Raw genomic sequence first — 25,132 nt, 5'->3', positions numbered from 1 at the left:
ATGCCTAGTAATTATTGCTAAACAACATTATCTAAATCAATTAAATGATGAAAACAATCAAATCTATAGTGCTTTATTGGGCGCTAGTCACATCGCTTGCCATAGTTAGCGGTTGTGAAAACAAAGGAAACTCCAATGCCACCAAAGTGGATGGAGCTAAACTCTTTTCTGATATTATGTTTATCGAAGGAGACGCGAGTGTGAATATTCCTGAATTGAAAAAGATTCGAGATTATGCTGGGATTGATAAGTTTAACGCTGCTCAAAAGAAAACGTATGATAAATACAAGGAATTTGTCATCGCAGATATTAAGAAGCAATCTCCCGAGTTTTTCGAGGAATTCAGAGCAATGGTACAAAGTGGAGACCCCGTTTTGGTTCAAACAGCATTAAAATATGCAGGCGAGAAGATACTTGGCTCTACAAGTACGCTGATGCCTTTGCTTATTTTAAAAAGAAACCCCGAGCTAATAGATAGTCTTTATTCGAAAGAAGATAAAAAGAAATTAAGAGAATTGGCTGAAGTATCTGATTTTGCTAAGTTAAAAGAACTTCTTAATGTGCCAGACCCTGAAGGTAGATTATTAAAAGGACTTATGACCAATAGGGTTACCAATCTCCAGATTAATCAGAACAGAATGGTGAATTTATTTCCAGGACCGAATACAAATAGTATGTTGGCTGTGAATAAAAACAGAAACTTTGATTTGAATTTTGATAGAGACATCAATTTCAATTTGAATACCAATAAAAACTTAAACTTACAGCTTGACAGAAATCTCAATCGTCTTCAAAATCTCAATTTTAATAGAAACATAGACATCAATTTTAACAGATTAGCAGATATTGGAGCAGGCAGTTGGTTTAACGTGAACGAAAATGTGAATGAAAACAAGAATGTCAATGTGAACCAGAATGTAAACATCAATCAAAATGTGAATGTGCACGAAGCGGTTAATATAGCAGTAGCGGTAAATGTTGTGTTGTTTGCCATTGATAATACCCCTATGCCATCAGACCTTTTTGGGAAAGAGGTTTTATTTCAAGAGCAGTTAGTGAAATCAATCACTAAACAATATCAATTCAGAATATGAGAGCCTTATATATCGTGGGGCAACTATTTGTAGTGATGTTTGTGATTCTGACAATGACAATTTCTTTGCCCCATAATCCATTGTCGATTTACAATAGCGAGGTGACAAGTACTTTCCAGTCTTTTTTACCCGAAGGATGGGCATTTTTTACCCGTAATCCTAAAGAAGATGAAGTGATAATTTATTATAAAGAAAATGGTAAGTGGATACAAAATCCACTTACCCCACTTTCAAAACCGGGTAACTCATTTGGATTAAATAGACTTGTAAGAGCTCAATCTGTTGAAATGGCTATGATTATTCCTCAGCCATCTGAAAACGACTGGCAGCATTGTAAGGGAAATTTTGTTGATTGTATCAAAAAAGATACGACCAAAATAATAGAGGTTAGAAATATCTCTCCAATGCCTATTTTGAAAGATACAATCGCAATAGTAAGTTATTCTCCCGTTCCTTGGGCATGGTCTGAACTTAAAAAAAGTGAAGAGATGCCAGCTAAATATGTAATCCTAAAAGTGATATGTGGCAAGAAATAGATAATCAAATCGAAAGAAAACTAAACCTAAATATTTGGAGCAATGTTTATGGCTTAGGCAGGTCGCTTATTGCGTTGAGTGTTTTACTTACCTTATTAATGAATGATGTAAGTACGCTATTCAGACCGATATTAGGCGTTGATGATATACCGATGTGTAATGGATTAAGTGGAAAAATTAGTCTTTTTTGCTTATTATCCAATAACCTTGAATTAGCAAGATGGATTAGCATTATCATCTTGTTTGTAGTAACAATCGGTTGGAGACCCAGAATAATGGGTGTGCTACATTGGTGGATAAATTATAGCTTGATTTCATCTGCCCCACTGGTAGATGGCGGAGAACACGCCGCTACCGTGATTAGTTTTTTATTAATTCCGATTACTTTAACAGACAGTCGTTTGTGGCATTGGGACACTGCTGAGAATGTCGATGGGAGTGCTAAATATAGATATAAGAACTTAGTAGCTTCTATTTTTTATGATTTGATAAGGATACAAGTAGCCGTGATTTATTTACATTCGGCTGTCGGAAAATGTAGTGTGTTAGAATGGCAAAACGGAACAGCGCTATATTATTGGTTCACAGACCCAATGTTTGGAATGGCGAATTGGCTTAAACCTATCGTATTACCATTGTTACAAAATCCGTTGTCATTAACGATTATCAATTGGTGGGTAATTATTTTAGAGTTTTTACTTTTTGCAGGATTATTTATGAGTAAAAGTAATAGAGGTACGGTATTATTCTTAGGAATATTATTTCATGTCTTAATAGGGTTTGTACATGGCTTAGTAAGCTTTGCTTTAATCATGATTGGTGCGTTAATTTTATTTTTACGACCTTTTGAGCATGATTTTTCATTTAAAATTAGTAAAATCAGTGTGTTTAGATTATTTAAATTCAGCAATTCACAAAGTTTACCGTGAATAATAGTGCTAAGTAACCAAGCACGAAGAGCTACTTTTTAGGCAAACAGATTTTTATAAACCCCATCATATTGAGTATTTCAATAGGGTGGGGTTTATGCTTTTGTAAAGCCTATTGATTTTTAAGCTATAATTCAATTAAGAGGCGTATTTTTGCATTCTTTTAAATAGAATGACATTCCATGAAAATTATGCATACTGCCGATTGGCATTTGGGTAAAAAACTCCATAAATACGACCTTCACGAAGACCATAAACTGTTTTTGGAATGGCTAATAACCACTATCCAAGAACGAGAGATTGATGTCTTATTGATTGCTGGGGATATTTTTGACCTTGCCAATCCTCCTGCCGAAGCCAGAATGCTATATTATTGGTTTTTACGACAAATGATTGTACAGAAATGTAAAATCATTATTACAGGGGGTAACCATGATTCTGTGTCGATGCTGAATGCACCAAAGGATATTCTGGCGATGTTGGATGTTATTGTGATTGGTGGTATTACACCTAATATTGAAGACCAAATAATCGATTTGAAAGACGTTATTGTCTGTGCTATTCCTTATTTACGAGATGCTGATTTGCGTCAGCCAGTAGAGGGAGAAACACCTTCAGGACGCATTGAGGCAGTGCGAAATGGTATTAAAAATCATTATGACCAATTAGCAAATATATGTCAGGAACGTTTTCCGGGGTTGCCTGTTATTGCTATGGGGCATTTATATGCCAATGGTTCTATCAGTTCTGAATCTGAACGGGAAATCCAGATAGGTAATCTGGCTTCTTTTGAAGGAAGTGATTTTTCTGAACTACTTGATTATGTAGCATTAGGACATATCCATAGACCACAAAGAGTATCAGGGAAAGAACATATTCGTTATTCAGGGTCGCCGATTGCTTTAAGTTTTAGTGAAAAAAATGATTTGAAGATTATCACCGAATTGGAAGTAACTAATCGTAAAATCACGCGGATAGAAGATATCCTTATTCCTAAAAACAGGTTATTAAAGAAAATAAGTGGTGATTTTGAAAAGGTGAAAAGTCAACTGAGTAGTTTTCAAAATGAATGCCTTTTAAAAGCATTTTTAGAAATAGAAGTAATTGAAGAATTGCACAACCCGCTTTTAACAAGAGAGTTGAATGACATCATAGCCGTTTTTGAAGACGACAATGCCATTGTGCTGAAACATAGAATTACGTTTAAAAATGAAGTGCAAAGTACCCACGAGCTTTTTTATGAAGGAGAACACATTGATGATATCAATGAAACTGAGATTTTGAAAAGAAGATTGGAAAAAGAAAGTGGACTTTCAGAAGAACATCAGGCTTTATTGATGGAGGCTTTTACGGAACTATTACAAAAAGTTAAGGAGGAGAATTAGGCGATGAAAATCAATAAAATATATTTAAAAAATATCAACTCTTTTAAAGGAGAGCATAGTATTGATTTTACGGCAAGTCCACTATCAACAGCAGGGCTTTTTGCCATTGTTGGGCCAACGGGAGCAGGGAAATCTACCTTGCTTGATGCCATCACTTTGGCATTATTTAACCGAGTGCCAAGATTTGATAAAAAGATTTCTAAAGACTTAGTGGGGTCGGGAGGGTCAATTCTTACTCGTGGGGAAAAAGAATGTGTTGTTGAAGTAGAATATGTTTGTAAGTCGGGAGTATATGTGTCTAAATGGTGGATAAATGTCAATCGAAACAATAATCTGAATGATTATGGGATGGAGCTAATCGATAAAGCCAAAGACCAGATTATTACCAATAAAAAAACAGATGTACCCGATAAAAATCAAAGCCTAATAGGATTGAATTATGATCAATTTGTGAAATCAATTTTGCTTTCACAAGGTGAGTTTTCAAAGTTCTTAAAGTCGGGGAAAGACGAGCGGGGAAAATTGCTAGAAGATATCACTGGCATGCAAATTTATCGCTTGTTAGGTAAAAAAGCTTTTGAAATTAATAATGAAAAAGGTGGGGAATTAAAGCTTAAGCGTAATCAAATAAAAAGTGTTTCAGATAAATTAGTTGCCAAAGAAATTGCTGAAAACTGGGAAAAAAACTTAGTTGAAAAAGAATTATTGATTAGTCAGGCGAGTGAAAATATTGAAAAAACATCAGAAAGTATTCGAGTAAAAAATGCCTTAGCAATAATCAATCAAGAAATAATTCAGAAGGAAAAAGACTTTGTTACGACAGAAGCTATTTGGCAGCTATTTGAAACGGAGAAACTACCAATATTACAGCAACACGAATTGGTTGAGCCTTTCAGAGAGCAGATTGCCCAAGTAAAAAATGATGAAAGAGAACTTGGAAATCTTCAAAATAGACAAGAAACCCAAGCGAAGGATTTACTTAATAATCAGGACGCATTTAAACGAAATCTGGAAGCCATTGCAGAACTGACTAAACAAGAAGTAGGAGCAGAAAATGCACGCGAACTATTACTAGAATATCGTAGAAAAGTAACGGAATTGATGCGTGAATTGAGCGAACAAGAAGGAACATTGAAAGCTAAACAACAGCAAATTAATGAGTCAATATCCTTTTTGAGAATTCCGCAATTAAGTAGTTTATCAGTCAATCAATTGACTGATAGTTCTTTAGTACTTATTCAATCTGTTGCTCAATCACAGAAAGTACAGATGGAAAAATGGTATGAAATCGCTGAGATTTCATCACCCGAAGAAATAGAAGAAAAAGGATATCGGTTAGAGTTTGAGGTGAAATTATACCATCAACTTAACCAATTGATTAGTGAGTATAGTAATCTAAAGACGCTTTTTAATGAAGCTGAAAAAGAAGAAAAAAACCAGCTTGAAAGTCAAAATTCGAATACGCTTATTCTTGAAAAAAAACAAATTTCACTAACTAATCTCATTAAGAAAATAGAGCAGTTAGAAGCTGAAAAAGAACGTTTGGGGAAGTCTTACAATTTTGAAAAAGATAGAGCTACGTTATTGAAAAAAGACGAAGCTTGTCCGCTTTGTGGCTCCTTAGAACATCCTTTTCTGAGTCACTATGCTAATAATTATATAGAGATAGACCAAGACTTAAAAGCTCAGAAAATAGCAGAAAAAGAATTAAGTAATGAAGTGAACGTCTTGACAACGCAAATAGCTTCTGCACGACAAATAGAAATAAAAGAACAGCAAAAAAAACAAGGATTTCAGGATAAGCTAACGGAAAAACATGTAGAAATAACTGATATAAAACAGAACTTACAGTTAGATAAAGTAGGGAATAGAGCGTGGGTGCAAGACCAAATAAAGCTGAAAGAAGGACAAACAGAAGCCTTGAATTTATTGATAAAGTCGGCTAAAGTATTAGAAGATTTAAGGACTTTACACAAAATTATTAAAGAAACAAAGAGCTTTCAAGAACAAAAAAATACCCTTCTTGACACCATTAAAGGTTTATATGCGGGCAAGAATATCAATAATGATTGTGATATACTCCAGCAACAATTCTCGGAATTACAAACAAAAATCAGTGCTAATCAGCAAGTAATTCAACAACTTCGCATAGAAATTAAAGAAAAGAGCGAAGCGGTAAAAGAATTACAGCATGAGTTGTTGAAGGCATTGAAAAACTTGGGTTTTGCCAATATAGAAGAAGCTCAAAAACAATTACTTTCTGTAGAACAAAGCAAAAATTTGCGTGAAGAGCAAGAAAAACTTAGGACAAAAATAACCGTTTTAGAAAATGAATTGAAGAGTAAAAAAATAGAATTTGCACTAAAACAACAAGAAGATAACCCAAGAATAAGCTTGGAAGAACTTTTTGAATTTAGTAAAATTTTGCAAGAACAGCGAAAAGCAGTGGCTGATGAAGTGGTAGATTTAAGGGTAAAAATACAGTCTCAGAACACACTTCTCAACGAAGTGTCTGTTTTAACACAAGAAATTGCGTTCTTAGAAAAATCTAATTTGAAGTGGGAATTATTAAACCGATATATTGGAGATGCAGAAGGGAAAAAATTTAGTACATTTGCACAAGGCTTGACATTAGCCAGACTGGTGGCTTTATCTAATCGAAGATTAGCAGAGCTTTCAGATAGGTACTTATTGGACAAACCCACTGAAAATGAGGATGATGAGTTGATGATTGTTGACCAGTATATGGGAAATGAGCGTCGTTCAGTAAAAACACTTTCGGGTGGAGAGACCTTTATGGTAAGTTTATCGTTAGCATTAGCTTTGTCGGATTTGGCCTCTAAGAATGTAAAACTTGAAAGCCTTTTTATTGATGAAGGTTTTGGTACCCTCGACCCTGAAACGCTTGATTTAGCGTTGAGTACTTTAGAAAAACTACAGCAAGAGGGACAAAAGAATATAGGGATTATTTCGCACGTAGAATCAATCAAAGAAAGAATTTCAACCCAAATAAAATTGGAGAGAAACAATAGAGGGTTTAGTAAAATAGAAATAAAAAGTTAGCTTTTTGTAAACTTAAATACGCATTCAATTTATATAAAAATAGCATAAAGACTGATTTTATCCAATGTTTCATTAAAATCCAAGAGTATTCTTCAAAATGCCTTATCAACCCATAGCAGAAGAAATTAAAGAGAAATATCATTTGAAGTCTTTTGTAAAAAGCATCCTGAGTAATCTTAATTAGTTATGAATATTTTATACTTGGTTTTTGGTGAAGAGCAGCGAAACCATACGCAAGCTTACTTTTCTATTTGCTCGTTTCTAGGGCAGATGGATAATTCCGATAGAATTTATATTTTGACTGATGCACCAAGGTTCTATCAGCGTGTAGCCGAGCGAGTAAATATTGTAGAAATTAGTAAAGGATTATTAGAAGAATGGGAAGGAGAATATAGATTTTTTTTAAGAGTAAAAATCAAAGCCATTGAATATATCTGCTCGATTCACCCGCATGAAGATGTGCTTTATGTGGATACAGACACCTTTTTGTATTCAGATATTAAAGAAATAAAAATGACCTTGGATAATCCATTGATGCATTTGAATGAAGGAAAACTGTCTAGCCTCAAGAGCAAAACCGAAAGAATAATGTGGAAGCAAGTAGGTAAAAAATCTTTTGGAGGAATAGTCATTAGTCCAGACCATTATATGTGGAATGCTAGTGTAGTAGGGTTACCTAGTAAAATAGGAATGAATATAGTGAAACTAGCATTGATTATCTGTGATAATATGCTTTTGGCTAAAGTAAATAAAAAGCTAATTGAACAGTTTGCCTTATCAGTAGCGATGGCTGAATTTGGAAATGTAAAGTCAGCGAGTGAAAATATTGGACATTATAATAGGAATAATATAGAGTGGAATGCAGTAATAAATCGTTTTTTACAAGAGTCTTTGCTGTGTGTACGCCCACTTGACCAAGACATAGAGATTGTAAAAAATTGGGACTTCACAGCAATCAGTGTACAGCAACGTGTTTCTGTAAAACGAATTAATCTAAAACGATACTTGAGACACTTTTCATTGTTGTTCAAGAAGTAAAAAGATTTTGTGCTGATATAAATCTGATTTTCGCAATCATACTTACCTAAAATAGAGAATAATAGGATAGAACCATCAATTGCTGAATTAATCAAAATAGCTATTTTTTTTGAGAAACCTATTGATTTTTTTATTGGGTAAAAAACTACCCTAAGTTTTATTTTTTTACAATTCCAAATGGAGTAAATGGATCTGTTTCTGCTTGTGTTACTTTCTGTAAATCCCAAGTTTCTTGTGGGATTTTAGTTTCTTTATGATGCAGATGGTAAACTAAAGCCGAGGAAGCTACAGATTTTGTTGATTTGCCAATTTGACGAAGTCTTCTATAAACATCTAAATCTTCGCCAACACCAGGCCAAAGGAAACGCTCATCAAAACCATTAATGCTTAGCAAATCTTCTTTATGGATTGAAAAATTACAGCCTAAAATATCGCGGTGCTTATTGTTAATCATTCTAGCAAAAAATGGGACTCTTGCATAAAGCATTTTTTCCCCATGACGTGTTTCACCTGATAATAATAAATACAGAAAATTCTTTTTGAAATATCCTTTTTTGATGCTTTCAGGGGTAAGTTTTTTAGAAATTTTATCTGATAAATATACTCTTCTTCCTGATAGTGCAAAACCTTTTTCTTTAGCTTCCAAGTGAGCTTCCACAAATCTATCATCAGGAATACAATCACCATCAATAAAAATAATGTAATCAGATTTCGCACTCATCACTGCTTTATTTAGCATGATATTTTTTTGCCAGCCATTATCTTCTTGCCAAAGATGATTGATATGGAGTGATGAATGCTTTTGAATTTCTTTGATTTGCTTAACCACTTCTTCACGAGAACCATCATCTGAAATAATCACTTCAAAATCTTTAACAGTTTGGCGTTCTAATGCTGCCAAAATGAGTTTTAGATGATCAATTTTATTGTAAAAAGCGATATTCACTGAGCAACGCATAAACTTCTATCTTTAAAATGGAATGATTTTCAATTAAAGCCTCAAAATTACGGTTATTTCTTTGAGTATAGTCAAACTACACAGACAATACCTTAAATTTGTGGTATTAAGTATGATTTTTTCTTAAGAAAACAATCTTGAAATTTTTTAAATTTTGTTTCTACAACGGCTTTTGTAGAAACAATATATTATGAATATACTTCTTCAACATAATGCGATACTTCCTGTAAATCAATATGGTGGAACAGAACGAGTAGTTTGGTGGCTTGGAAAATACCTTAGTTTATTAGGGCATAAAGTCACTTTTTTAGTGAAAGAAGGTTCCCAATCATCTTTTGCTAACATTATTCCCTTTAATGAAAATCAACCATTAGATGAGCAAATTCCTGATGATATTGATGTGGTTCATCTCAACCAAAAACCACAAGAATATATCAGAAAACCTTTTGTTGTTACGCAGCATGGAAACAGCTCTCAATTAGATTCTTTACATCAGAATACAGTTTTTGTATCCAGAAATCACGCAGAACGCCACGGTGGAGAAGCATTTGTATATAATGGAATCGACTTTGATGAATATGGAAAACCCGATTTTAACCTTCCACGAAAACATCTTCATTTTTTAGCAAAAGCCGCTTGGCGTATAAAAAATGTAAAAGGAGCGATTGAAATTGCCAAACGGAGTCACCATAAATTAGTGGTTATGGGTGGCAGTCGCTTAAATTTTAAAATGGGCTTTCGCTTTACGCCCGACCTCAATGTACGGTTTCATGGAATGATAGGTGGACAAGAAAAACTACAAATATTGAATCAATCTAAGGCATTGCTTTTCCCAGTTTTATGGCATGAGCCATTTGGTTTGGCTATTGTTGAGAGCCTTTATATGGGTTCAGCGGTGTTTGGTACCACTTATGGGTCATTACCAGAATTGATTCATCCAGAGGTAGGCTTTCTGTCAAATCATAAGCATGAATTGGTAGAACAACTCAAAAATGTTGACCATTTTTCGCCTAAACTTTGTCATGAATATGCTCAAGATGTATTTTCGGCTAAGGCCATGACTGAGAAGTATATTACTTATTATGAAACAGTTTTAGCTGGAAAACCACTTAATTCGCAAATACCAAAGGCTTTGGAGAACTATCCAAAATTTTTGCCTTTTTCTGAATAACGTTATGAAAATATCTGGATTTACTTTTGTTAGGAATGCTATAAAATTTGATTATCCCGTGGTGGAAGCCATTACTTCAATCTTACCAATTTGCGATGAAGTAATAGTAGCCGTGGGAAATTCAGAAGATGCCACATTAGCATTGATACAAAGTATTGATTCGCCAAAAATAAAAATAATAGAAACCGTTTGGGATGATTCGCTTCGCAAAGGTGGGCAAGTACTTGCCGTTGAAACAGACAAAGCGTTAGCTGCTGTGTCGCCTGATGCTGATTGGTGCTTTTATATTCAAGGAGATGAAGTAGTACATGAAAAATACCTGCATATTATTAAACAAGCCATGGAAGATAATTTGAACAGACCTCAAGTAGAAGGACTATTGTTTAATTATACACATTTTTATGGTTCATACTGTTATGTTGGTAATGCACATCGTTGGTATCGACGAGAAATCAGAGTGATAAGAAATACAGGTAAAGTACATTCATATAAAGATGCACAGGGTTTCAGAACGCTTGATAATCAGAAATTAAAAGTAAAATTAATTGATGCCTATATCTACCATTATGGTTGGGTAAAACCACCAGAAATACAGCGTGAAAAGATGAAAAGCTCGATTAATTTTTGGGGAGAAGGACAAGATGTGGATAAAATAAAGGAAGTATTAGAGGAATTTGACTACTCTGAAATAGATTCTTTGACACTCTTTGAAGGAACTCATCCAAAAGTGATGCAAGCACGTATAGATAGTGTAAATTGGATGTTTGATTATGATATTCATGAGAAAAAATTATCATTCAAAAATAAATTAAAGATGGCAGTTGAGAAACTGACAGGCTATAGAATAGGAGAGTATAGAAATTATAAATTGCTGTGAAGATTTATAAGGAATAGACCATAAAAAAAGCCTGAAACTTTCGTTCCAGACTTTTGATAGATTAGAGGGAATTTTCTTAGATGAAGAAACATAATTCAAAAATTATGTAACTAGAGTTTGATTAAAAATAGGGTAAACTTTATGAACTAGGTGTTGGGGAATTGTAAAAAGTGTAGGATGAAATAAAGTTGCCAAAATTTCAATACCATTTACTAAGGTCGATGCACTGGGCTGGGTAAATAAATCATAATCAAGCACATAAACAGCTTTGTTTTGAACTGCCCGTAGGTTTTCCCAACCGCTTTTTATCGTTAATAAATGCAATTCTTCTATACTTCTTTGCGTATCAAAACCGCAAGGAGCGATGATTAATACTTCGGGGCCGTACTTCAATATTTTTTCCCACTGGGTTACAATACTATCTCCCGATGGATTACTTAACATATCTACTCCACCTGCATAAGCAATTTGATGAGGAATCCAGTGTCCACAATTATAAATGGGTTCTATCCATTCCAACAGCATTACTCTTTTGGGTAAAGCCCTGTGTTCTCTGAGTTTGTCGATAACATTATCAATTCTTTTTTGCAGATTTGCCAAGTGTTGATACGCAGCTTCTTCTCTGCCTAAAGCTGTAGCAATAGTAATGACGGTCTGAAAAACATCTTCTAAGCTTTGTGGAGTCAGCGTAACAATCTGAGGTGTTTTTTCAAGATTATCTATCACCGCTTGCGTACATTTTGTATCAATCTGGCATACTTCACAAACATCCTGCGTAATTACTACATCGGGAGCAATGGCTTGTAATTTATCTTCCTCTACATAATACAAGCTTTTCCCTTGCGCTTTAGACGCTGAAAAAATTTTATCAATTTCAGTACTTGAGTAATCTTTTCCTTCTAGCACACAACGCACAATGATTTCATTTTCAGTTCTGGATGTTGGCGGACATTCAAAAGTTACGCCATAGAGTAAGTCTTGCAAACCCATGTCGTAAATCATTTGCGTTGCGGCTGGAAGAAAAGAGACGACTTTCATAATGAGTGATTTGTGATTGGTAATTTAGTGATTAGAAGTCAGCAATTACCTGATAAAGAATAAATTAGAGGTAATAGCTTTTAGAAGCTTATCCTTAAATAAAAATTCAAAAAGATAGAAGATAGCCGAAGTCCGAAGACTGAAAGCCTCAAGCTTGAGCTTTTGCCAAGCTTGGAAAACGTACTTGTAACAATTCAAAACTGCCAAAAAGCAAAGATGAGTAGGCAAGTGTTCCTACCAAAAAGTTTTTCATAAATGGAAAACCTTGTATAAGACATTGTTGTAAGCCTGCCCAATCACGTGTTAGCGGTAGATTTGTTCTCAAATCTGTACCTCCACCAATCCAAACGGTTAAATCAGCTAAAACCCAATGCGAAATCGAAGCAATCACAGCGGCTAATAAAATATTCTGCACATTGATTTTCTGAAGGATTATTCTGCCAAATAATACAATGATGGCGAAGATGCCATAAATCCAGTACCAACCTTCGTACATCATTCCATATTTACCTTGAAAAATCACCTTATTGATTACAATATCGCTTACTAATATCGTAAGAAGAGGAAATGCAAATGCCTTCCAACGACTAGTAAAATATGCTCCACCAAAAAGCCCCATAGCACCCAGTGGGGTATAGTTAGCAACAGGTGTAAGCTGTGCCGAATTGGCAATTCTTAACAAGGCAATGGCTAGAATGAAGCAGAGCAAAGTTAAAAAGCGAGGGTTGATAGTTTGTTTCATAAGTGGATATTTGTATAATAGATTGGTCAATTTTTTAAAAGTTGACCAATCTGAAAATGATATATAGCTTTGATAAATCAAAGCTGAATTACTTGAAAATAAATCCTTCTGGTCCGATTTCAGCTTTCAAAGAATCAATCAATGTTCCATTTGATTGGTACCTGAATACATAACCAGCTTGCTTAAGCGAAGGAGCAAACCCTGCATAAATATTACCCGTTGATGGGTCTGTATTTAAACCTGTGAATAATTTATTGATGAATGGCTTTGTTGTAGCAATACTAGCATCGTTAATATTAAAGCTATAAGTTTCTCCTTTACTTTTATTAGTAGCATAGTCGTAGTAAGAGTAAACAAAGAAAATAACATTTTTGTCTTTATTGAAAGAGAAACTTCCAGCCGATTGATTAAGGGTACTAGCTGTAGCAAAAGCAATACGACTTTCTACGGCTTTAGTACTTAGGTTGAACTTCACAAATTTACCGTCGGCTTCAAACCATATTTTTCCATTAGCATCTGCACCAATCAATTTTGGTTCATAGCCTATTGTTACTGTTTGTGAAACAGCGTCTGTTTGAGTATTAATCACTGTGATATTACTTGAACCACTGTAACCAGTTGAAGCAACTACTACCTCATTGCCAACAACTAGCAATTTTTCAGCACCAGGCTGAACCATAATTTTCTTGGTAATTTTGTTTGTCGTCAGGTTAATTACTAAAATATAGCCTGCTTTATAAGAGTAATCTGCATTAAAAGCATCCCAACAAGAAACATACGCTTTGTTTGTACCCGCTTTTACAACATAACGTGGGTTTTCAACGATGTTAGAATCTATTTTAGCTACAGCCTTAAACGTACGAGCATTTACGATTTGAATATAGTCTTTGCCAGCAGTCGAATTATCTACCAAGATTAATCCTTTGTCATCTACCTCAGCATAATCAGCTACACCCCCAGCCACAGCATTTGTATTTTCTTTCTGGAAAATATCAAAACTAGTAACTTTAGTAGTTGGATTTATCAAAGTAATAGAGCCATTGTTATCAAAGAAATTACCTCTATTTACTACAAAAACACCAGTATCATAAGGTTGAGAAGGTTCAGGATCAGAGGTTGAATTACAAGCATTTAATGACAAGAACAACGTGCTTGCCACTAATGAGCGAACGATAATAGAATTAAATTGCATTGTTTTAATGGATTAAAAATTGAAAAAAATATTTTTTTTGGACTTCAGCTTTCGGTCGTCGGCTTTCAGCTTTCAAGCGAAAGTATTAATACTGACAGCCGATATCTGACATCCGATGACCTATTACCGAAAGCCAATCGATAGCTAAATATTAAAAACTAACCCCAGTGAAAAGCCTCGCCCAGGCATGGCTTTTTTCTTTACACTTGGATATACAGTATCAGTTAGGTTATTCATTTGAAAAAGCAAATTAGCTTGTGTTTTTCCTACTTGAATTTTCCCTGAAATGGTAGCGTTCAACATAAAATAAGGAGGGAAAGGGCGACCTGAATGATCAAAAGTGATATAACGTTCGGAGTTATACAAACCTTGAAAATTTAATGTCCAGTTTCCTTTGCCTACATAGGCAGTCCCCGAAACGGTATGCAGGGGTACATAAATCATTTGTTTACCAATAATATCTTCTGTATACGCAGCATACATTTTTTGTTGAGAGACATGCGTATAAGCATAAGTTGTGGTAATACCTGCCAGCATTTTCCCTTTTAGGTATTTTATATTGCCCGTTACTTCAAGCCCTTTTGTTAATACTTGTTGTAGATTTTCTACACGATAAGCATTGTCAGGGTTCCAGTATGTCCAATTATCAATTAAATTATGATAGGCATTCACGCCTAGTGAGGTATTAAGCTCTTCAGAAATTACTTGTTTCCAATTAATGCCTACTTCTTTATTGAAACCACTTTCTGGTTGAATATTTGGGTTACCAAGTGTTTTCCAGTAACGCTCATTAAGCGTAGGTAAACGATAACTTCTCGCCACATTACCTGTTACTATTATTTGACTTTTCTTGGCAGAAAGCAATAGGTATTCAATACCCAGTGAGGGGGTAAAGGGCGCTTGATAACGATTAGAAAATGCTTGACGAAGATTAAATGAAGCCGTTAGCTTATCAGTGAATTGATTACGGATTAATGCAAATACGTCTTGACGGTTTTCGGTGATACCTCCTTGTCCGTCGTAACCATCAACGTTTGCTACATAATGTACAAACTCACCACCAATTCTGATATTAGTATTCCATATAGAATTAGCTTTTTTATAGCTAATTTCATGTTCAATACGAGCAATGTAGCGATCTGTTTCAGAATGGCTAGGTGCTGAAAAATCGCCCGTGCCATAATCAATAATATCTTTTACAAAGCCCATTTTTACATTCGTATTACCGAATTGATAAGAAGACAAAAAGCGAGAAGCCTTGGTTTGGGTAATTTCTCTGAATGCAATTATATCAGGTTGAATACTTAGTTTATTGTCGGTCAACCAAATATTCAAAGAGAGTAAGTTACCGTTCTGTTGTTTCAGATATAAATCTTGAATCAAGCCTTTTTGAGCCGTTTCAGAAGGCTCAATCTGATATGTCCTTCCTGCATTATCTGTTCTTTCTTCTTCCGAAAAATGGTTGTTGTACTTACTTCCATAAAGCAAAGTTTTCCCTGAGAACTGTATGCCTTTCTTCAACTGATGAACAAATCTTAACCCTATTTGTCCATTATAATTATCAAAACTTCCGTATTGACCGCCTACAGTAATATTTATTCCTTGCTTGTTCCATTGTGGAACAGAACCTAATAAGATACTTCCACCCACAGCATCAGAACCTACACAAGAAGCCGCCGAACCGTATTGGATAGCCATTTGGTCAAAGCCTAAGAGTGGCACAGTAGAAAAATCTGTTTGCCCAGCCATAGGATTATTGATATTCAGACCGTTCCAAAGCACGGCTGTATGCATGGCAGAAGTGCCTCTGAAAGAAATACTAGTTAACTGACCATTGCCATAACTTTTGAACGTAATGGGCGATTGATATTGGAGGAAATCTGCTAAGGTTTGGTATTGAAAACGTGCTAAAGTAGTAGAATCGATTTTTTTAACTTTCAAGCCAGCCATAAAATGCTCGTTTGAAAAGCCTGTTACTTTTACTTCATCAATCTGTCTAGTAGAAATTTCTTGGGCATAGCAATTTAAGGATACAAATATCCCAATGAGCAAAAATATAGGCTTACAACGTAACAAATACGTAAAAATAGCAGACATAACCTGAATAGTTAAGCCTTGACCTACGGAAATGAACCGAAAAAAATGACCAAGAAAGTTTGAAAGAAATAATCGAACGCTCAATGATGCTTATCCTCCGTAAGCAAACGATTAAGAATGATTTAATGGCAGGTCTCCTGACTTGTTTCATCATTACCTTGACCTTCCCAGTTTTGTGAATTATTAGTGATTGGTAATTAGTGATTAGAAGCTGTAAAAGACCTAGCTTTTTGCTTATTAATCGCTAATAACTATTCACCAATTACTAGTCACTAAAAAAACCAGTGGTTATCGAAGAATGGTAATAATTGTATTGAAACTTACAGTTGCGGGGACAGTTCAGGACTTAAAACCTGATTCCCTATTAAGCCTTAAACTCATATAGAAACGAGCCTAATGCGCCATAAACTGTTGCAAAGGTAGTAGAAAATTTATTTCTATGATATAAAAATCAGATTTAAACTATATAATGTTGTTTTTTGAGAATTATTAAATGTTTGAAAATCAATTATTTGATAATTAGTTTATTCCATTAATTTTTTGAGATCCTCCATCTTAATAGGCTTAACCAAATAATTACTAACGATTTCGTAGGCTTCTGCTTTTTTAACATCCTCTGGGTCTATCGAACTTGTTACTATGTAAATGGTAGTGGCTTTTTCATTAGGAATCTGGATAAACTCATCTAAAAACTGCCAACCGTCCCATATAGGCATATTCAAATCTAATAAAATTAAATCTGGAAGTTTTCCTCCTCCAATGATAATCGCTCTCAAGCTCTCGTATGCCTCTTTCCCGTTGTGAAAAACTAAAAATCCTTCACAAAAATTTGCAAGTTGCATGATTCTTTTTGTACCAAAAATAAAAATCGGGTCATCATCAATGATGCAAGCAATATTAAATTTTTTCATGTTTAAAATATATACTAAATGTCGTTCCTTTGTTTACTTCACTTATCACCTCTATTTTTCCTCCCATTGCTTCTATCTGGTTCTTTGTGATGAATAAACCAATACCACGAGCATCTTTATGCGCATGAAATGTCTTATACATACCAAATAATTTTGCACCATGGCGTTTTAAATCAATACCCAGTCCGTTGTCTTCTACTTTTAAAACAACGTATTCATTATCAATAAAGGTCGATAATTTAACATAACTATCTCTCTCTTCTGTGCTGTACTTTATTGAATTGGTCAAAAAATTTAAAATGATACTATCTAAATAAGCAGGAACAGCCAAAACTCGTTCATCTATACTGATAGTATTTTTAATATTTACGTTTGAATCTTTTGCAAAAGCCGAAACATTTTGAATAGCATTTTCTATCGCATTGTACAGATTAACACTCTTTAAATTGTCAATAATGGTGGTATTCATCAAAACTACTTCATTTAAATGAACGATAGTTTCTTTAAGGTTTGTCGATGCAGCTTTTAATAAAGTGATGTAGTCGTTATCCAATAAGGTCGGGTATTCTTCCAATAAAATATCCATCATCATTGAAATATTCCCTGAATGTGACCGTAGGTTATGCGAAACTATATGAGCAAAGTTTTTCAGCCTTTCGTTTTGGTCTTTTGTGACATCCAAAAGAGCTTGAATTTCTGCCTCAGCCTTCTTTTGCTGCGTAATATCTATTATTTGAGAAATAAAATATAATGGTTTACCAGCCTGATCTCTTGCTAAAGAAGCCGCCAAAATAACATGTACAATATTTCCCTTCTTATGGAAATATCGTTTTTGCATGTGATAATATGCTCGCTCACCATTTACTAATTCATTAAGTAAGTGTAAATCAGCTTCTAGGTCTTCAGGATGAGTAATATCCTGAAAAGTTAATGAAAACAACTCTTTCTCTGTATAACCAACAATATTACAAAGTGTTTGATTTACCTTCAACCATCGTCCGTCTGGCTCTAGTAAAGCCATGCCAATAGCAGCATTTTCAAAATTTCCTCTAAAAGATTCCTCACTAATCAACAGCTTCTCTAATGCCTTTTTTCGCTCTGTTACATCATGCATAGCAACAACTGCACCAAATAATTCATTATTGGGCCCTCTGAGCTGAGCACCAAAAGAAGAAACAATGTGTGAAGTGCCATTGATAGAAGAAATCAATATTTCTTGATTTTCTACTTTATGGCCTCTTAAAGTTTTGATAAGGGGTATTTCTTCAGTCAGCAGCGGGTTTCCTTCTAAATCATAAAGTCCATAATATTTTGAAAGTTCAGATGGAGGAACATCGTCTAATGGTAATCCATGCCAACGTTTGGTCGTACTATTGAACAGCGTAAGAGCCCCGTTTTGGTCGCATGCTACAATTCCTACATCAATACTTTCAAGAATTGTTTCTAATAAAGTATGTTTTTCCAGAAGGCTCTGTTCAGTTTTCTTTTGCTCAGTAATATCATCAGTATACATAATCAATCCACCTATGGTATTATTATCATTATACCACGGCTTTACTTCCCATTTGAGCCATTGAACAGTGCCATCTTCTCTGACAAATTTATCTTCGTTTCTTTTGATAGATTTCCCCTTTAGGCATTCTAGATGAATATTTTTCCAATCTTCGCCTATTTCAGGAAAAATCTCATAATGTGTTTTTCCAATTAAGTTGATGCCTTCTAAACGATAATCAGCCCTCCATTTTTCAGAAACTGCCAAATATTTTAAGTTACTATCAAACATTGCTATGGCCGTAGGGGTATGTTCAATAAACACCGTATTTCTTTCAACGATTTGCTTTTGTTCGCTAATGTCCGAATGTGTTCCATACATCATCAAGGGTTGCCCGTCGCTTGTCCACGTAACTACTTTACCTTTATCGTGTATCCAAACCCAATGCCCATCCTTGTGTTTCATCCTGCATTCACAACGGAAGAATTCTATTTTCTTTTCAAAACAGTCCAGTATCTTTTGATTAGAAATCTTTAGGTCTTCGGGGTGTACTAGGTTTTCCCATGTCTCATGACTTATTGGAGCCAACTCCTCTAGTGTATAGCCAATAATCTCAGCCCAGCGTTCATTATAAACTGTTTCTCCTGTTTGTACATTCCATTCCCACGTACCTACATTAGTACCTTCAATAACACTTTGAAGCTTTTGTTTTTCTTTAAGTATTTCCTCTTTGGCTAATGTCTCTGCATTAATATCTTGAAAAGTACCAAACAGCCTAACGCACTTTCCGTCCAAGAACTCTACTTTACCGATACTCCTGACCCATTTTAGGTGATTATTAGCCGTAATTATTTGTAAGGTTAAATCATATTTTTCTCCGTTTTTAATAGCATTATTTATTGCCTCTATTATTTTTTGTCTATTTTCTCCTTCCTTATAATAATCAATAGCAGTAGTTAAATCGGGCTCACAATCATCATCTACCTCATGTATTGATTTAGTCGTCTTACTCCAATACAGTTTCTGGGTCTGTAAATCCAATTCCCAATAACCTATCATTGCCGCAGTATTACAACGTTCCAGAAATTCCTCTTTTCTTTTTAACTCAGTAATATCTGTATAAGTACAAAGTATTTTAATGTCTTGGGGGCTATCATTCTTAATGGCTATTGCCCTACAGTGAAGCCAGACAGTAGAATCATTTTTATGTTTGAATCTTATAACTTGGTCATAAGGTTGATGATGAGTTTGATGATGTTGAAGTTGTAAGAAGTTGTCGGTTAATTCTTTTAAATCATCGGGGAAAATGATGGTTTTCCAAGCAGTTAAATCCAGCGGTATATCTGTAGCCTTATATCCGAGCGTAGCCCAGAACTTAGTATTTATCCATCCGTTATTAGGAGACTCTACATTCAAATACCAAAAGCCATCCAAGGCAAACTCTTGGATAAAGTCAAAAATTGCGATATCACTTTTTATTAGTTCGTATAACTCTTCTTTCAGATTACTCATTTATATTATGATATTTTAAAATCGCTAAAAAAGCAGTAAGGATTAGTCTTTAGCTTTAGTTGTACATTTATCAAACTACCTATTTTTTATGTAGAATGTTTAAATAAATTTTACGGATAAATGAGTCACTATATCTAAACATAATTAACATTTGGTAAATAATGAAATTTTTATCGTAAAAATGAAAAAAATAATAAACTATTACCGCTAAGGATAATAGTTGTATGAAGAGCTATGAGGTTTTGTATACTAATCTTTGTAGATATATTAAATCAAGCTACCCTCTATGTACAAGAAAATTAAGGGCTTTCTTAATTTACATAACATTGCGGTAACATAAACATAACCCAAGCATAATACAAGCGTAATACTGTGGTTAAATAGCCGACCTAATTTTGTGCCATCAAAAAAACAAACCAGTATGATGAGGCACAAATTACTTTACACATTAATTATTCTATTTTCTTCACTTTCATTCACTTTCGCTCAGGAAGGAACTATTCGCGGTACAATCAAAGATGCAGCAAGTAAAGAAGACCTAGTAGGCGCTACTGTTTTCATTGAAGGAATTAACAGAGGAGCTGCCGCTGATATTAACGGATTCTTTTCTTTTAATAAAATTCCAGTTGGAAACTATAAACTTAAAATTTCTTTCGTAGGATATAAAGTAAAAGTTATCGAGAACGTAAAAGTAGTAGAAGGAAGCGTTACTGAAATTAATACTTTTATTGAAGAAGACCAAGCTACTACATTAAATGAAGTAAGAGTAGTCGCTAAAAAACTTACTAACACAGAAGTTTCTGTTATCTCAGAAATTAAAGCTGCTCAACAAATTGTAAGTGGTATTTCAGCCGCTCAAATCGGAAAAACATTAGACCGTACTGCTGCTGAGGTAGTTAAGCGTGTTCCAGGTGTAACCATCTTCGGAGACCGTTTCATTAATATTCGTGGTTTGAACGAACGTTACAACACAGTAATGTTAAATAACGTATTTACACCAAGTATGGAATCGGATGTACGTTCGTTTTCATTTGATGTAATTCCTTCAGGACAAATAGACCGTATTTTAGTATATAAATCTCCAGCAGCTGAATTGCCAGCTGAATTTGCAGGGGGTGTTGTGAAAATCTTCACGAAAAGTATCCCTGATGAAAATTATTTGACTATCGACGTAAGCGGAGGATACCGTGATGGAACAACAGGAAAAGAATTTTTCCGCCCACAAACAGGAAAATACTCTTATACTGGTTTTAACAATGGTTTTTCAGATTTGCCTAAGTATTTCCCTACGACAAATGATTTAAAACAAATAGCTACGACAAATCAGGCAGCATTAACGCAGGCAGGACAAATGTTAAGAAATACTTGGACGCCAGAATCTTCAAATGCTATTCCTGATTTACGTTTCTCAATCACGGGTGCTTATAAATTTATTGATAAAGAAGATTTGAAATTGGCAAATATTACGGCTGTTAATTATAGCAACACTCGTACAATATTTGAAATGGCAAGAAGTGATTTTGGTTATTCAGTTGACCAGACAAATGTTGAGACGATTAATGAAGATACAAGATTCAAAGATTTACAATATAATAACTCTATCAGAGCAGGTTTCTTACACAACTGGGCTTTGAGATTGAACGAGAAGCACACATTTGAATTCAAGAACTTGTATAACCAAATGAGTAACGCTCAGTATGTAAACAGAAATGGTTTAGAAAATGGTGGTACTTGGAATATTCGTTCTTTAGATCAAGTATATCGTGGAATTTATACAGGACAGGTTTTGGGTCGTCATAGTTTTAACGATGATAAAACAAAAGTAGACTGGGTAGTTGGATACAATAAATCAAATAGTGACCGCCCTGATTATAAGCGTTTTAGATATTCAATTGATGGTGGTAACACGCCAGTATTATTAGTGCCTTTTGGTGCAGCACAAACTGTAAACTTAGGTAGAACAAATATTGTATTAGATGAACACGCTATTTTAGGAGGAATCAATTTAGTACAGAAATTAACATTAGTAAAAGGTTCGACGCCTGAAGGAAATAAAGAATTAGAATTGAAAGCAGGTGCTTTTTATGAAGATAAAGAACGTACTTTCAAAGCTCGTAACCTTGGTTATGTACGTGCTAATAGTTCATTGTTTGACATTGGTAGCTTACCAATTGAACAAATTTTTGCACTTCAAAATATCAATAGCACAAACGGTGTGAAAATTGATGAGCAAACGAATGCTTCAGATTCATACGATGCAAGTAATAATCAGATAGCAGGTTATGTTTCTGGAAACTATTCTTTTACGAAAAAATTGAACTTAATTGCTGGTGTACGTGTAGAGAAGAACGTTCAAAAATTGAACAGCTATGACATCAGTAGAAATACGCCAGTAAATTATAAACGTGACCTGACAAATATCTTACCATCAGCGAATTTAACGTATAATTTCTCTGAAAAAGCCTTATTACGTCTTGCTTACGGTAAAACATTGAATCGTCCTGAATTCCGTGAAGTTGCACCATTCTCTTTCTATGATTTTGTAAACAACCGCGTAATAACAGGTAATCCTACATTGAACAACGCAGAGATTGATAACTACGATTTCCGTTATGAATTCTACCCAACTCCTGCTGAAGTAATCTCAATTGCAGCTTTCTATAAGAACTTTAAAAATCCAATTGAAGTAATTTTTGATGGTGTTAACAATGCTAACTTAACTTTTGGAAATGCTGAAAGTGCTTATAGTGCTGGTTTTGAGATTGAAGTGAAAAAATCGTTAGATAAATTAACGGCATCGCCATTACTAAGTAAAATAAACCTAGTATTCAACGGAGCATTTATTTATAGCCGTGTGAAACTTGGTGCTGCTTCGCAAAACCAGTCAGACAATCGCCCATTACAAGGACAGTCTCCTTATATCATCAATGCAGGTATCAATTATAACGATGCTAAAAAGAACACACAGATTAGCTTGTTGTTCAACGTAATCGGTAAGCGTATCTATGCGGTAGGTAACTCATTTGCAGCAGGTTATCCAGACTGGTACGAGATGCCAAGAAATGTAGTTGACTTTACATTCTCTAAAGAAATTGCCAAAAATCTTATGCTGAAAGGCGGTATTACAGATATACTGAACCAAAGAAACTTAATCATTCAGGACGGAAACAAGGATAATACATTTGATAGTAATGTCGATCAGATTATTCAGGCTTATTCTCCGGGAAGAACTTACTCTTTAGGATTGGTTTACACGCTTAGAAAAAATTAATAACCCATAGATACATTTCAATTTCTAAAACATTTTTTTCTTAATCTAAAAATTAAATCAATGAAATTTTTAAACATGAAAGCTACTCGAATTATTGCTTTGTTGCTATCAATGGCGACGGTATTTCAGGCTTGTAAAGACGATACAGCTGAAGTTGTTCCTTTACCTACTATTTCAGTTTCAGGAACTTTGGCTGGTGTTCCAGGAGCAACAGTTCAATTAAAAGCTTCAATCAATGCTCCAGGTGGTGTTAAATCTGTAGTAGTATTGAAAAATGGTGCTGCTTTTGATACAAAAACAGGTACAGGCGAAAAAACACTTGATTATACAAAAGATTATGTAATTGATAACGTGTCTGCTGGTACGGTTGTAAACTTTACTGTTCAAGTAACAGACCAGTCAAATCAAGTTTCTGCTTTAACTAATATCCCTGTTACAGTTTCGGCAGTACCTGCTCCTACAGTTGTAATCGTTGAAGGTATCATTGAAGGAAACGTAACTTGGACTGCTGACAAAATCTACAAATTGAAAAGCTTTGTACGTGTAGGTCAGGAATCAGTTTTCGGAACAGTTACTAAAACTGGTACATTAACAATCCAACCAGGTACTATCGTTATCGGTGACCGTGCTACTAAAGGTACATTGGTTATTCAAAGAGGAAGTAAAATTATCGCTGAAGGTACTGCTGCTAAGCCTATCATCATGACGTCTGAGCGTGCAGTTGGTGAGCGTGAGCCAGGTGACTGGGGTGGATTAGTTATCTGTGGTCGTGCAGTAAACAATTTGCCAGATGTTCAAGCTAGCCGTGAACTTGAAGGTGCTTATGGTGCATTCCACGGAGGTACTGATAACGCTGATAACTCAGGTTCATTAAAATATGTACGTATTGAATATGCAGGTATTCCAATCAACCCAAATCAAGAAGTTAACTCATTCACATTTGGTTCAGTAGGTTCAGGTACAACATTAGAATATCTTCAAGCTTCATTTGGTTTGGATGATTCATTCGAATGGTTTGGTGGTAATGTAAATGCTAAATATTTAGTTGCTTACAAAGGTTTAGATGATGATTTCGATATGGATAACGGTTTCTCTGGAAACATTCAGTTCGGTATTTCAGTTCGTGGAGCAACTCAAGCAGATATCTCAGGCTCAAACGGATTTGAAGTTGATAACGATAGCAAAGGTTCAAGCAACACTCCATATACAGCAGCTACATTAGCTAACATGAGTATCATCGGGCCAAAAGGAAGCTTGACTACAACTATCAGTTCTCAATTCCAGAATGGTATGCAGTTACGTCGTAACAATAAATTGAAAGTTTATAATACAGTTGTTACAGGTTTCCCTTACGGTGTTTATATCGATAGCCAATTAGGTGATGCTAAAGGTAATGCTGAAAGAGGAGAGTTAGTACTTAACAACGTAGTATTAGCTGGATTAGAAGCTTGGGGAACAGGTGGTTTCGGTACGAGTGCAGTTTCTGAAAAAGAACAAGGTGGTGCTTTAGCTGATATCTTAATCGGTGGTCAGAAGCCTTCAGCTTGGTTTGCTGCTCAGACTGGTAACAAAATATTAGCTACTTCTTCAACTGTTGGTTTAAGCCCTTCTTTATTCTTAACTGGTCGTCCTACATTTACTTTAGCTACTGGTTCTAGTTTATTAGGTGTTAATCTACCAACTACTTTACCTGCATTCTTTGTTAAAACTGACTACGTTGGTGCATTCAAAGATACAGACTGGACAGCTGGCTGGACAGAGTTTAACCCACAAGGTATTACTTACGTTAAATAAAAATACTTAGTACAATTCAATACTTCAGTCTG

General features: G+C 34.8%; 17 protein-coding genes, 1 pseudogene and 1 riboswitch. Of the genes and pseudogenes, 11 read left to right on the top strand and 7 right to left on the bottom strand.

Annotated elements, in window-relative coordinates:
- Window positions 1–47: 47 nt before the first annotated feature.
- The 7 genes and pseudogenes from AC1RNE_RS09645 to AC1RNE_RS09615 form a co-directional block, all read left to right on the top strand.
- Window positions 48–1,094, top strand: coding sequence for a sporulation delaying protein family toxin (locus AC1RNE_RS09645; RefSeq protein WP_492800781.1), 1,047 nt, complete (start codon window positions 48–50; stop codon window positions 1,092–1,094).
- A complete protein-coding gene (locus AC1RNE_RS09640; protein ID WP_492800780.1) occupies window positions 1,091–1,630 on the top strand; it encodes an SdpA family antimicrobial peptide system protein in 540 nt (179 codons plus the stop codon). Before AC1RNE_RS09645 ends, AC1RNE_RS09640 begins: the two co-directional genes overlap by 4 nt.
- Window positions 1,615–2,559 (top strand): sporulation-delaying protein SdpB family protein, encoded by a 945-nt coding sequence (locus AC1RNE_RS09635; RefSeq protein ID WP_492800779.1) that lies wholly within the window; start codon window positions 1,615–1,617, stop codon window positions 2,557–2,559. The genes AC1RNE_RS09640 and AC1RNE_RS09635 overlap by 16 nt, the downstream gene beginning before the upstream one ends.
- 182 nt (window positions 2,560–2,741) lie before the next feature.
- Window positions 2,742–3,944, top strand: coding sequence for an exonuclease subunit SbcD (gene sbcD, locus AC1RNE_RS09630; protein WP_492800778.1), 1,203 nt, complete (start codon window positions 2,742–2,744; stop codon window positions 3,942–3,944).
- A 3-nt stretch (window positions 3,945–3,947) separates the two neighbouring features.
- Window positions 3,948–7,007, top strand: coding sequence for an AAA family ATPase (locus AC1RNE_RS09625; protein WP_492800777.1), 3,060 nt, complete (start codon window positions 3,948–3,950; stop codon window positions 7,005–7,007).
- Between the two features lie 186 nt (window positions 7,008–7,193).
- Complete coding sequence (locus AC1RNE_RS09620; RefSeq protein ID WP_492800776.1) at window positions 7,194–8,045, top strand: hypothetical protein; 852 nt, start codon at window positions 7,194–7,196, stop codon at window positions 8,043–8,045.
- Between the two features lie 42 nt (window positions 8,046–8,087).
- Window positions 8,088–8,186: pseudogene (locus tag AC1RNE_RS09615) on the top strand (helix-turn-helix domain-containing protein); the annotation flags it as partial.
- 16 nt (window positions 8,187–8,202) lie between these two features.
- Here AC1RNE_RS09615 and AC1RNE_RS09610 read toward each other — a convergent pair.
- Window positions 8,203–8,991 carry a glycosyltransferase gene (locus AC1RNE_RS09610; protein ID WP_492800775.1) on the bottom strand — a complete coding sequence of 263 codons (789 nt, stop codon included), beginning with the start codon at window positions 8,989–8,991 and terminating at the stop codon, window positions 8,203–8,205.
- A 202-nt stretch (window positions 8,992–9,193) separates the two neighbouring features.
- On the opposite strand from AC1RNE_RS09610, the gene AC1RNE_RS09605 reads away from it, so the two are divergent.
- Window positions 9,194–10,174 (top strand): glycosyltransferase, encoded by a 981-nt coding sequence (locus tag AC1RNE_RS09605; RefSeq protein WP_492800774.1) that lies wholly within the window; start codon window positions 9,194–9,196, stop codon window positions 10,172–10,174.
- 4 nt (window positions 10,175–10,178) lie between these two features.
- Window positions 10,179–11,051, top strand: coding sequence for a glycosyltransferase family protein (locus AC1RNE_RS09600; protein ID WP_492800773.1), 873 nt, complete (start codon window positions 10,179–10,181; stop codon window positions 11,049–11,051).
- 102 nt (window positions 11,052–11,153) lie between these two features.
- On the opposite strand, the gene AC1RNE_RS09595 is transcribed toward AC1RNE_RS09600, so the two are convergent.
- The 6 genes from AC1RNE_RS09595 to AC1RNE_RS09570 all read right to left on the bottom strand — a co-directional run bounded on the left by AC1RNE_RS09595 (window position 11,154) and on the right by AC1RNE_RS09570 (window position 20,035).
- Window positions 11,154–12,089, bottom strand: coding sequence for an ABC transporter substrate-binding protein (locus tag AC1RNE_RS09595; protein WP_492800772.1), 936 nt, complete (start codon window positions 12,087–12,089; stop codon window positions 11,154–11,156).
- A gap of 148 nt (window positions 12,090–12,237) precedes the next feature.
- The gene (locus AC1RNE_RS09590) at window positions 12,238–12,831 is read right to left on the bottom strand and encodes a DUF6580 family putative transport protein (protein ID WP_492800771.1); all 594 of its coding nucleotides are present in this window, start codon (window positions 12,829–12,831) and stop codon (window positions 12,238–12,240) included.
- A gap of 88 nt (window positions 12,832–12,919) precedes the next feature.
- Window positions 12,920–14,023, bottom strand: coding sequence for a YncE family protein (locus AC1RNE_RS09585; protein ID WP_492800770.1), 1,104 nt, complete (start codon window positions 14,021–14,023; stop codon window positions 12,920–12,922).
- 144 nt (window positions 14,024–14,167) lie between these two features.
- Window positions 14,168–16,120 carry a TonB-dependent receptor plug domain-containing protein gene (locus AC1RNE_RS09580; protein WP_492800769.1) on the bottom strand — a complete coding sequence of 651 codons (1,953 nt, stop codon included), beginning with the start codon at window positions 16,118–16,120 and terminating at the stop codon, window positions 14,168–14,170.
- Between the two features lie 110 nt (window positions 16,121–16,230).
- Window positions 16,231–16,536: riboswitch (cobalamin riboswitch) on the bottom strand.
- A gap of 108 nt (window positions 16,537–16,644) precedes the next feature.
- Window positions 16,645–17,031, bottom strand: coding sequence for a response regulator (locus AC1RNE_RS09575; RefSeq protein ID WP_492800768.1), 387 nt, complete (start codon window positions 17,029–17,031; stop codon window positions 16,645–16,647).
- On the bottom strand, window positions 17,018–20,035 hold the full coding sequence (locus AC1RNE_RS09570) for a PAS domain S-box protein (protein ID WP_492800767.1): 3,018 nt from the start codon (window positions 20,033–20,035) through the stop codon (window positions 17,018–17,020). Before AC1RNE_RS09570 ends, AC1RNE_RS09575 begins: the two co-directional genes overlap by 14 nt.
- 421 nt (window positions 20,036–20,456) lie before the next feature.
- Here AC1RNE_RS09570 and AC1RNE_RS09565 point away from each other — a divergent pair, with 421 nt between their 5' ends.
- Together AC1RNE_RS09565 and AC1RNE_RS09560 are read left to right on the top strand one after the other, a co-directional pair.
- Entirely contained in the window at window positions 20,457–23,306 is a 2,850-nt protein-coding gene (locus AC1RNE_RS09565) for a TonB-dependent receptor (protein ID WP_492800766.1), read from the top strand.
- Window positions 23,307–23,381: 75 nt separating this feature from the next.
- Window positions 23,382–25,100 (top strand): beta-helix domain-containing protein, encoded by a 1,719-nt coding sequence (locus AC1RNE_RS09560; RefSeq protein ID WP_492800765.1) that lies wholly within the window; start codon window positions 23,382–23,384, stop codon window positions 25,098–25,100.
- Window positions 25,101–25,132 lie beyond the last annotated feature (32 nt).

Source organism: Arcicella sp. GW822-FHT02H01 (genome assembly GCF_058802005.1).
This window is presented reverse-complemented; position numbering and strand designations above follow the sequence as displayed.

Coding starts and splice junctions, on each gene's coding strand:
- AC1RNE_RS09645 (WP_492800781.1), top strand. CDS start 48: ATGAAAACAATCAAATCTATAGTGCTTTATTGGGCGCTAGTCACATCG.
- AC1RNE_RS09640 (WP_492800780.1), top strand. CDS start 1,091: ATGAGAGCCTTATATATCGTGGGGCAACTATTTGTAGTGATGTTTGTG.
- AC1RNE_RS09635 (WP_492800779.1), top strand. CDS start 1,615: ATGTGGCAAGAAATAGATAATCAAATCGAAAGAAAACTAAACCTAAAT.
- sbcD (WP_492800778.1), top strand. CDS start 2,742: ATGAAAATTATGCATACTGCCGATTGGCATTTGGGTAAAAAACTCCAT.
- AC1RNE_RS09625 (WP_492800777.1), top strand. CDS start 3,948: ATGAAAATCAATAAAATATATTTAAAAAATATCAACTCTTTTAAAGGA.
- AC1RNE_RS09620 (WP_492800776.1), top strand. CDS start 7,194: ATGAATATTTTATACTTGGTTTTTGGTGAAGAGCAGCGAAACCATACG.
- AC1RNE_RS09605 (WP_492800774.1), top strand. CDS start 9,194: ATGAATATACTTCTTCAACATAATGCGATACTTCCTGTAAATCAATAT.
- AC1RNE_RS09600 (WP_492800773.1), top strand. CDS start 10,179: ATGAAAATATCTGGATTTACTTTTGTTAGGAATGCTATAAAATTTGAT.
- AC1RNE_RS09595 (WP_492800772.1), bottom strand. CDS start 12,089: ATGAAAGTCGTCTCTTTTCTTCCAGCCGCAACGCAAATGATTTACGAC.
- AC1RNE_RS09590 (WP_492800771.1), bottom strand. CDS start 12,831: ATGAAACAAACTATCAACCCTCGCTTTTTAACTTTGCTCTGCTTCATT.
- AC1RNE_RS09585 (WP_492800770.1), bottom strand. CDS start 14,023: ATGCAATTTAATTCTATTATCGTTCGCTCATTAGTGGCAAGCACGTTG.
- AC1RNE_RS09580 (WP_492800769.1), bottom strand. CDS start 16,120: ATGTCTGCTATTTTTACGTATTTGTTACGTTGTAAGCCTATATTTTTG.
- AC1RNE_RS09575 (WP_492800768.1), bottom strand. CDS start 17,031: ATGAAAAAATTTAATATTGCTTGCATCATTGATGATGACCCGATTTTT.
- AC1RNE_RS09570 (WP_492800767.1), bottom strand. CDS start 20,035: ATGAGTAATCTGAAAGAAGAGTTATACGAACTAATAAAAAGTGATATC.
- AC1RNE_RS09565 (WP_492800766.1), top strand. CDS start 20,457: ATGATGAGGCACAAATTACTTTACACATTAATTATTCTATTTTCTTCA.
- AC1RNE_RS09560 (WP_492800765.1), top strand. CDS start 23,382: ATGAAAGCTACTCGAATTATTGCTTTGTTGCTATCAATGGCGACGGTA.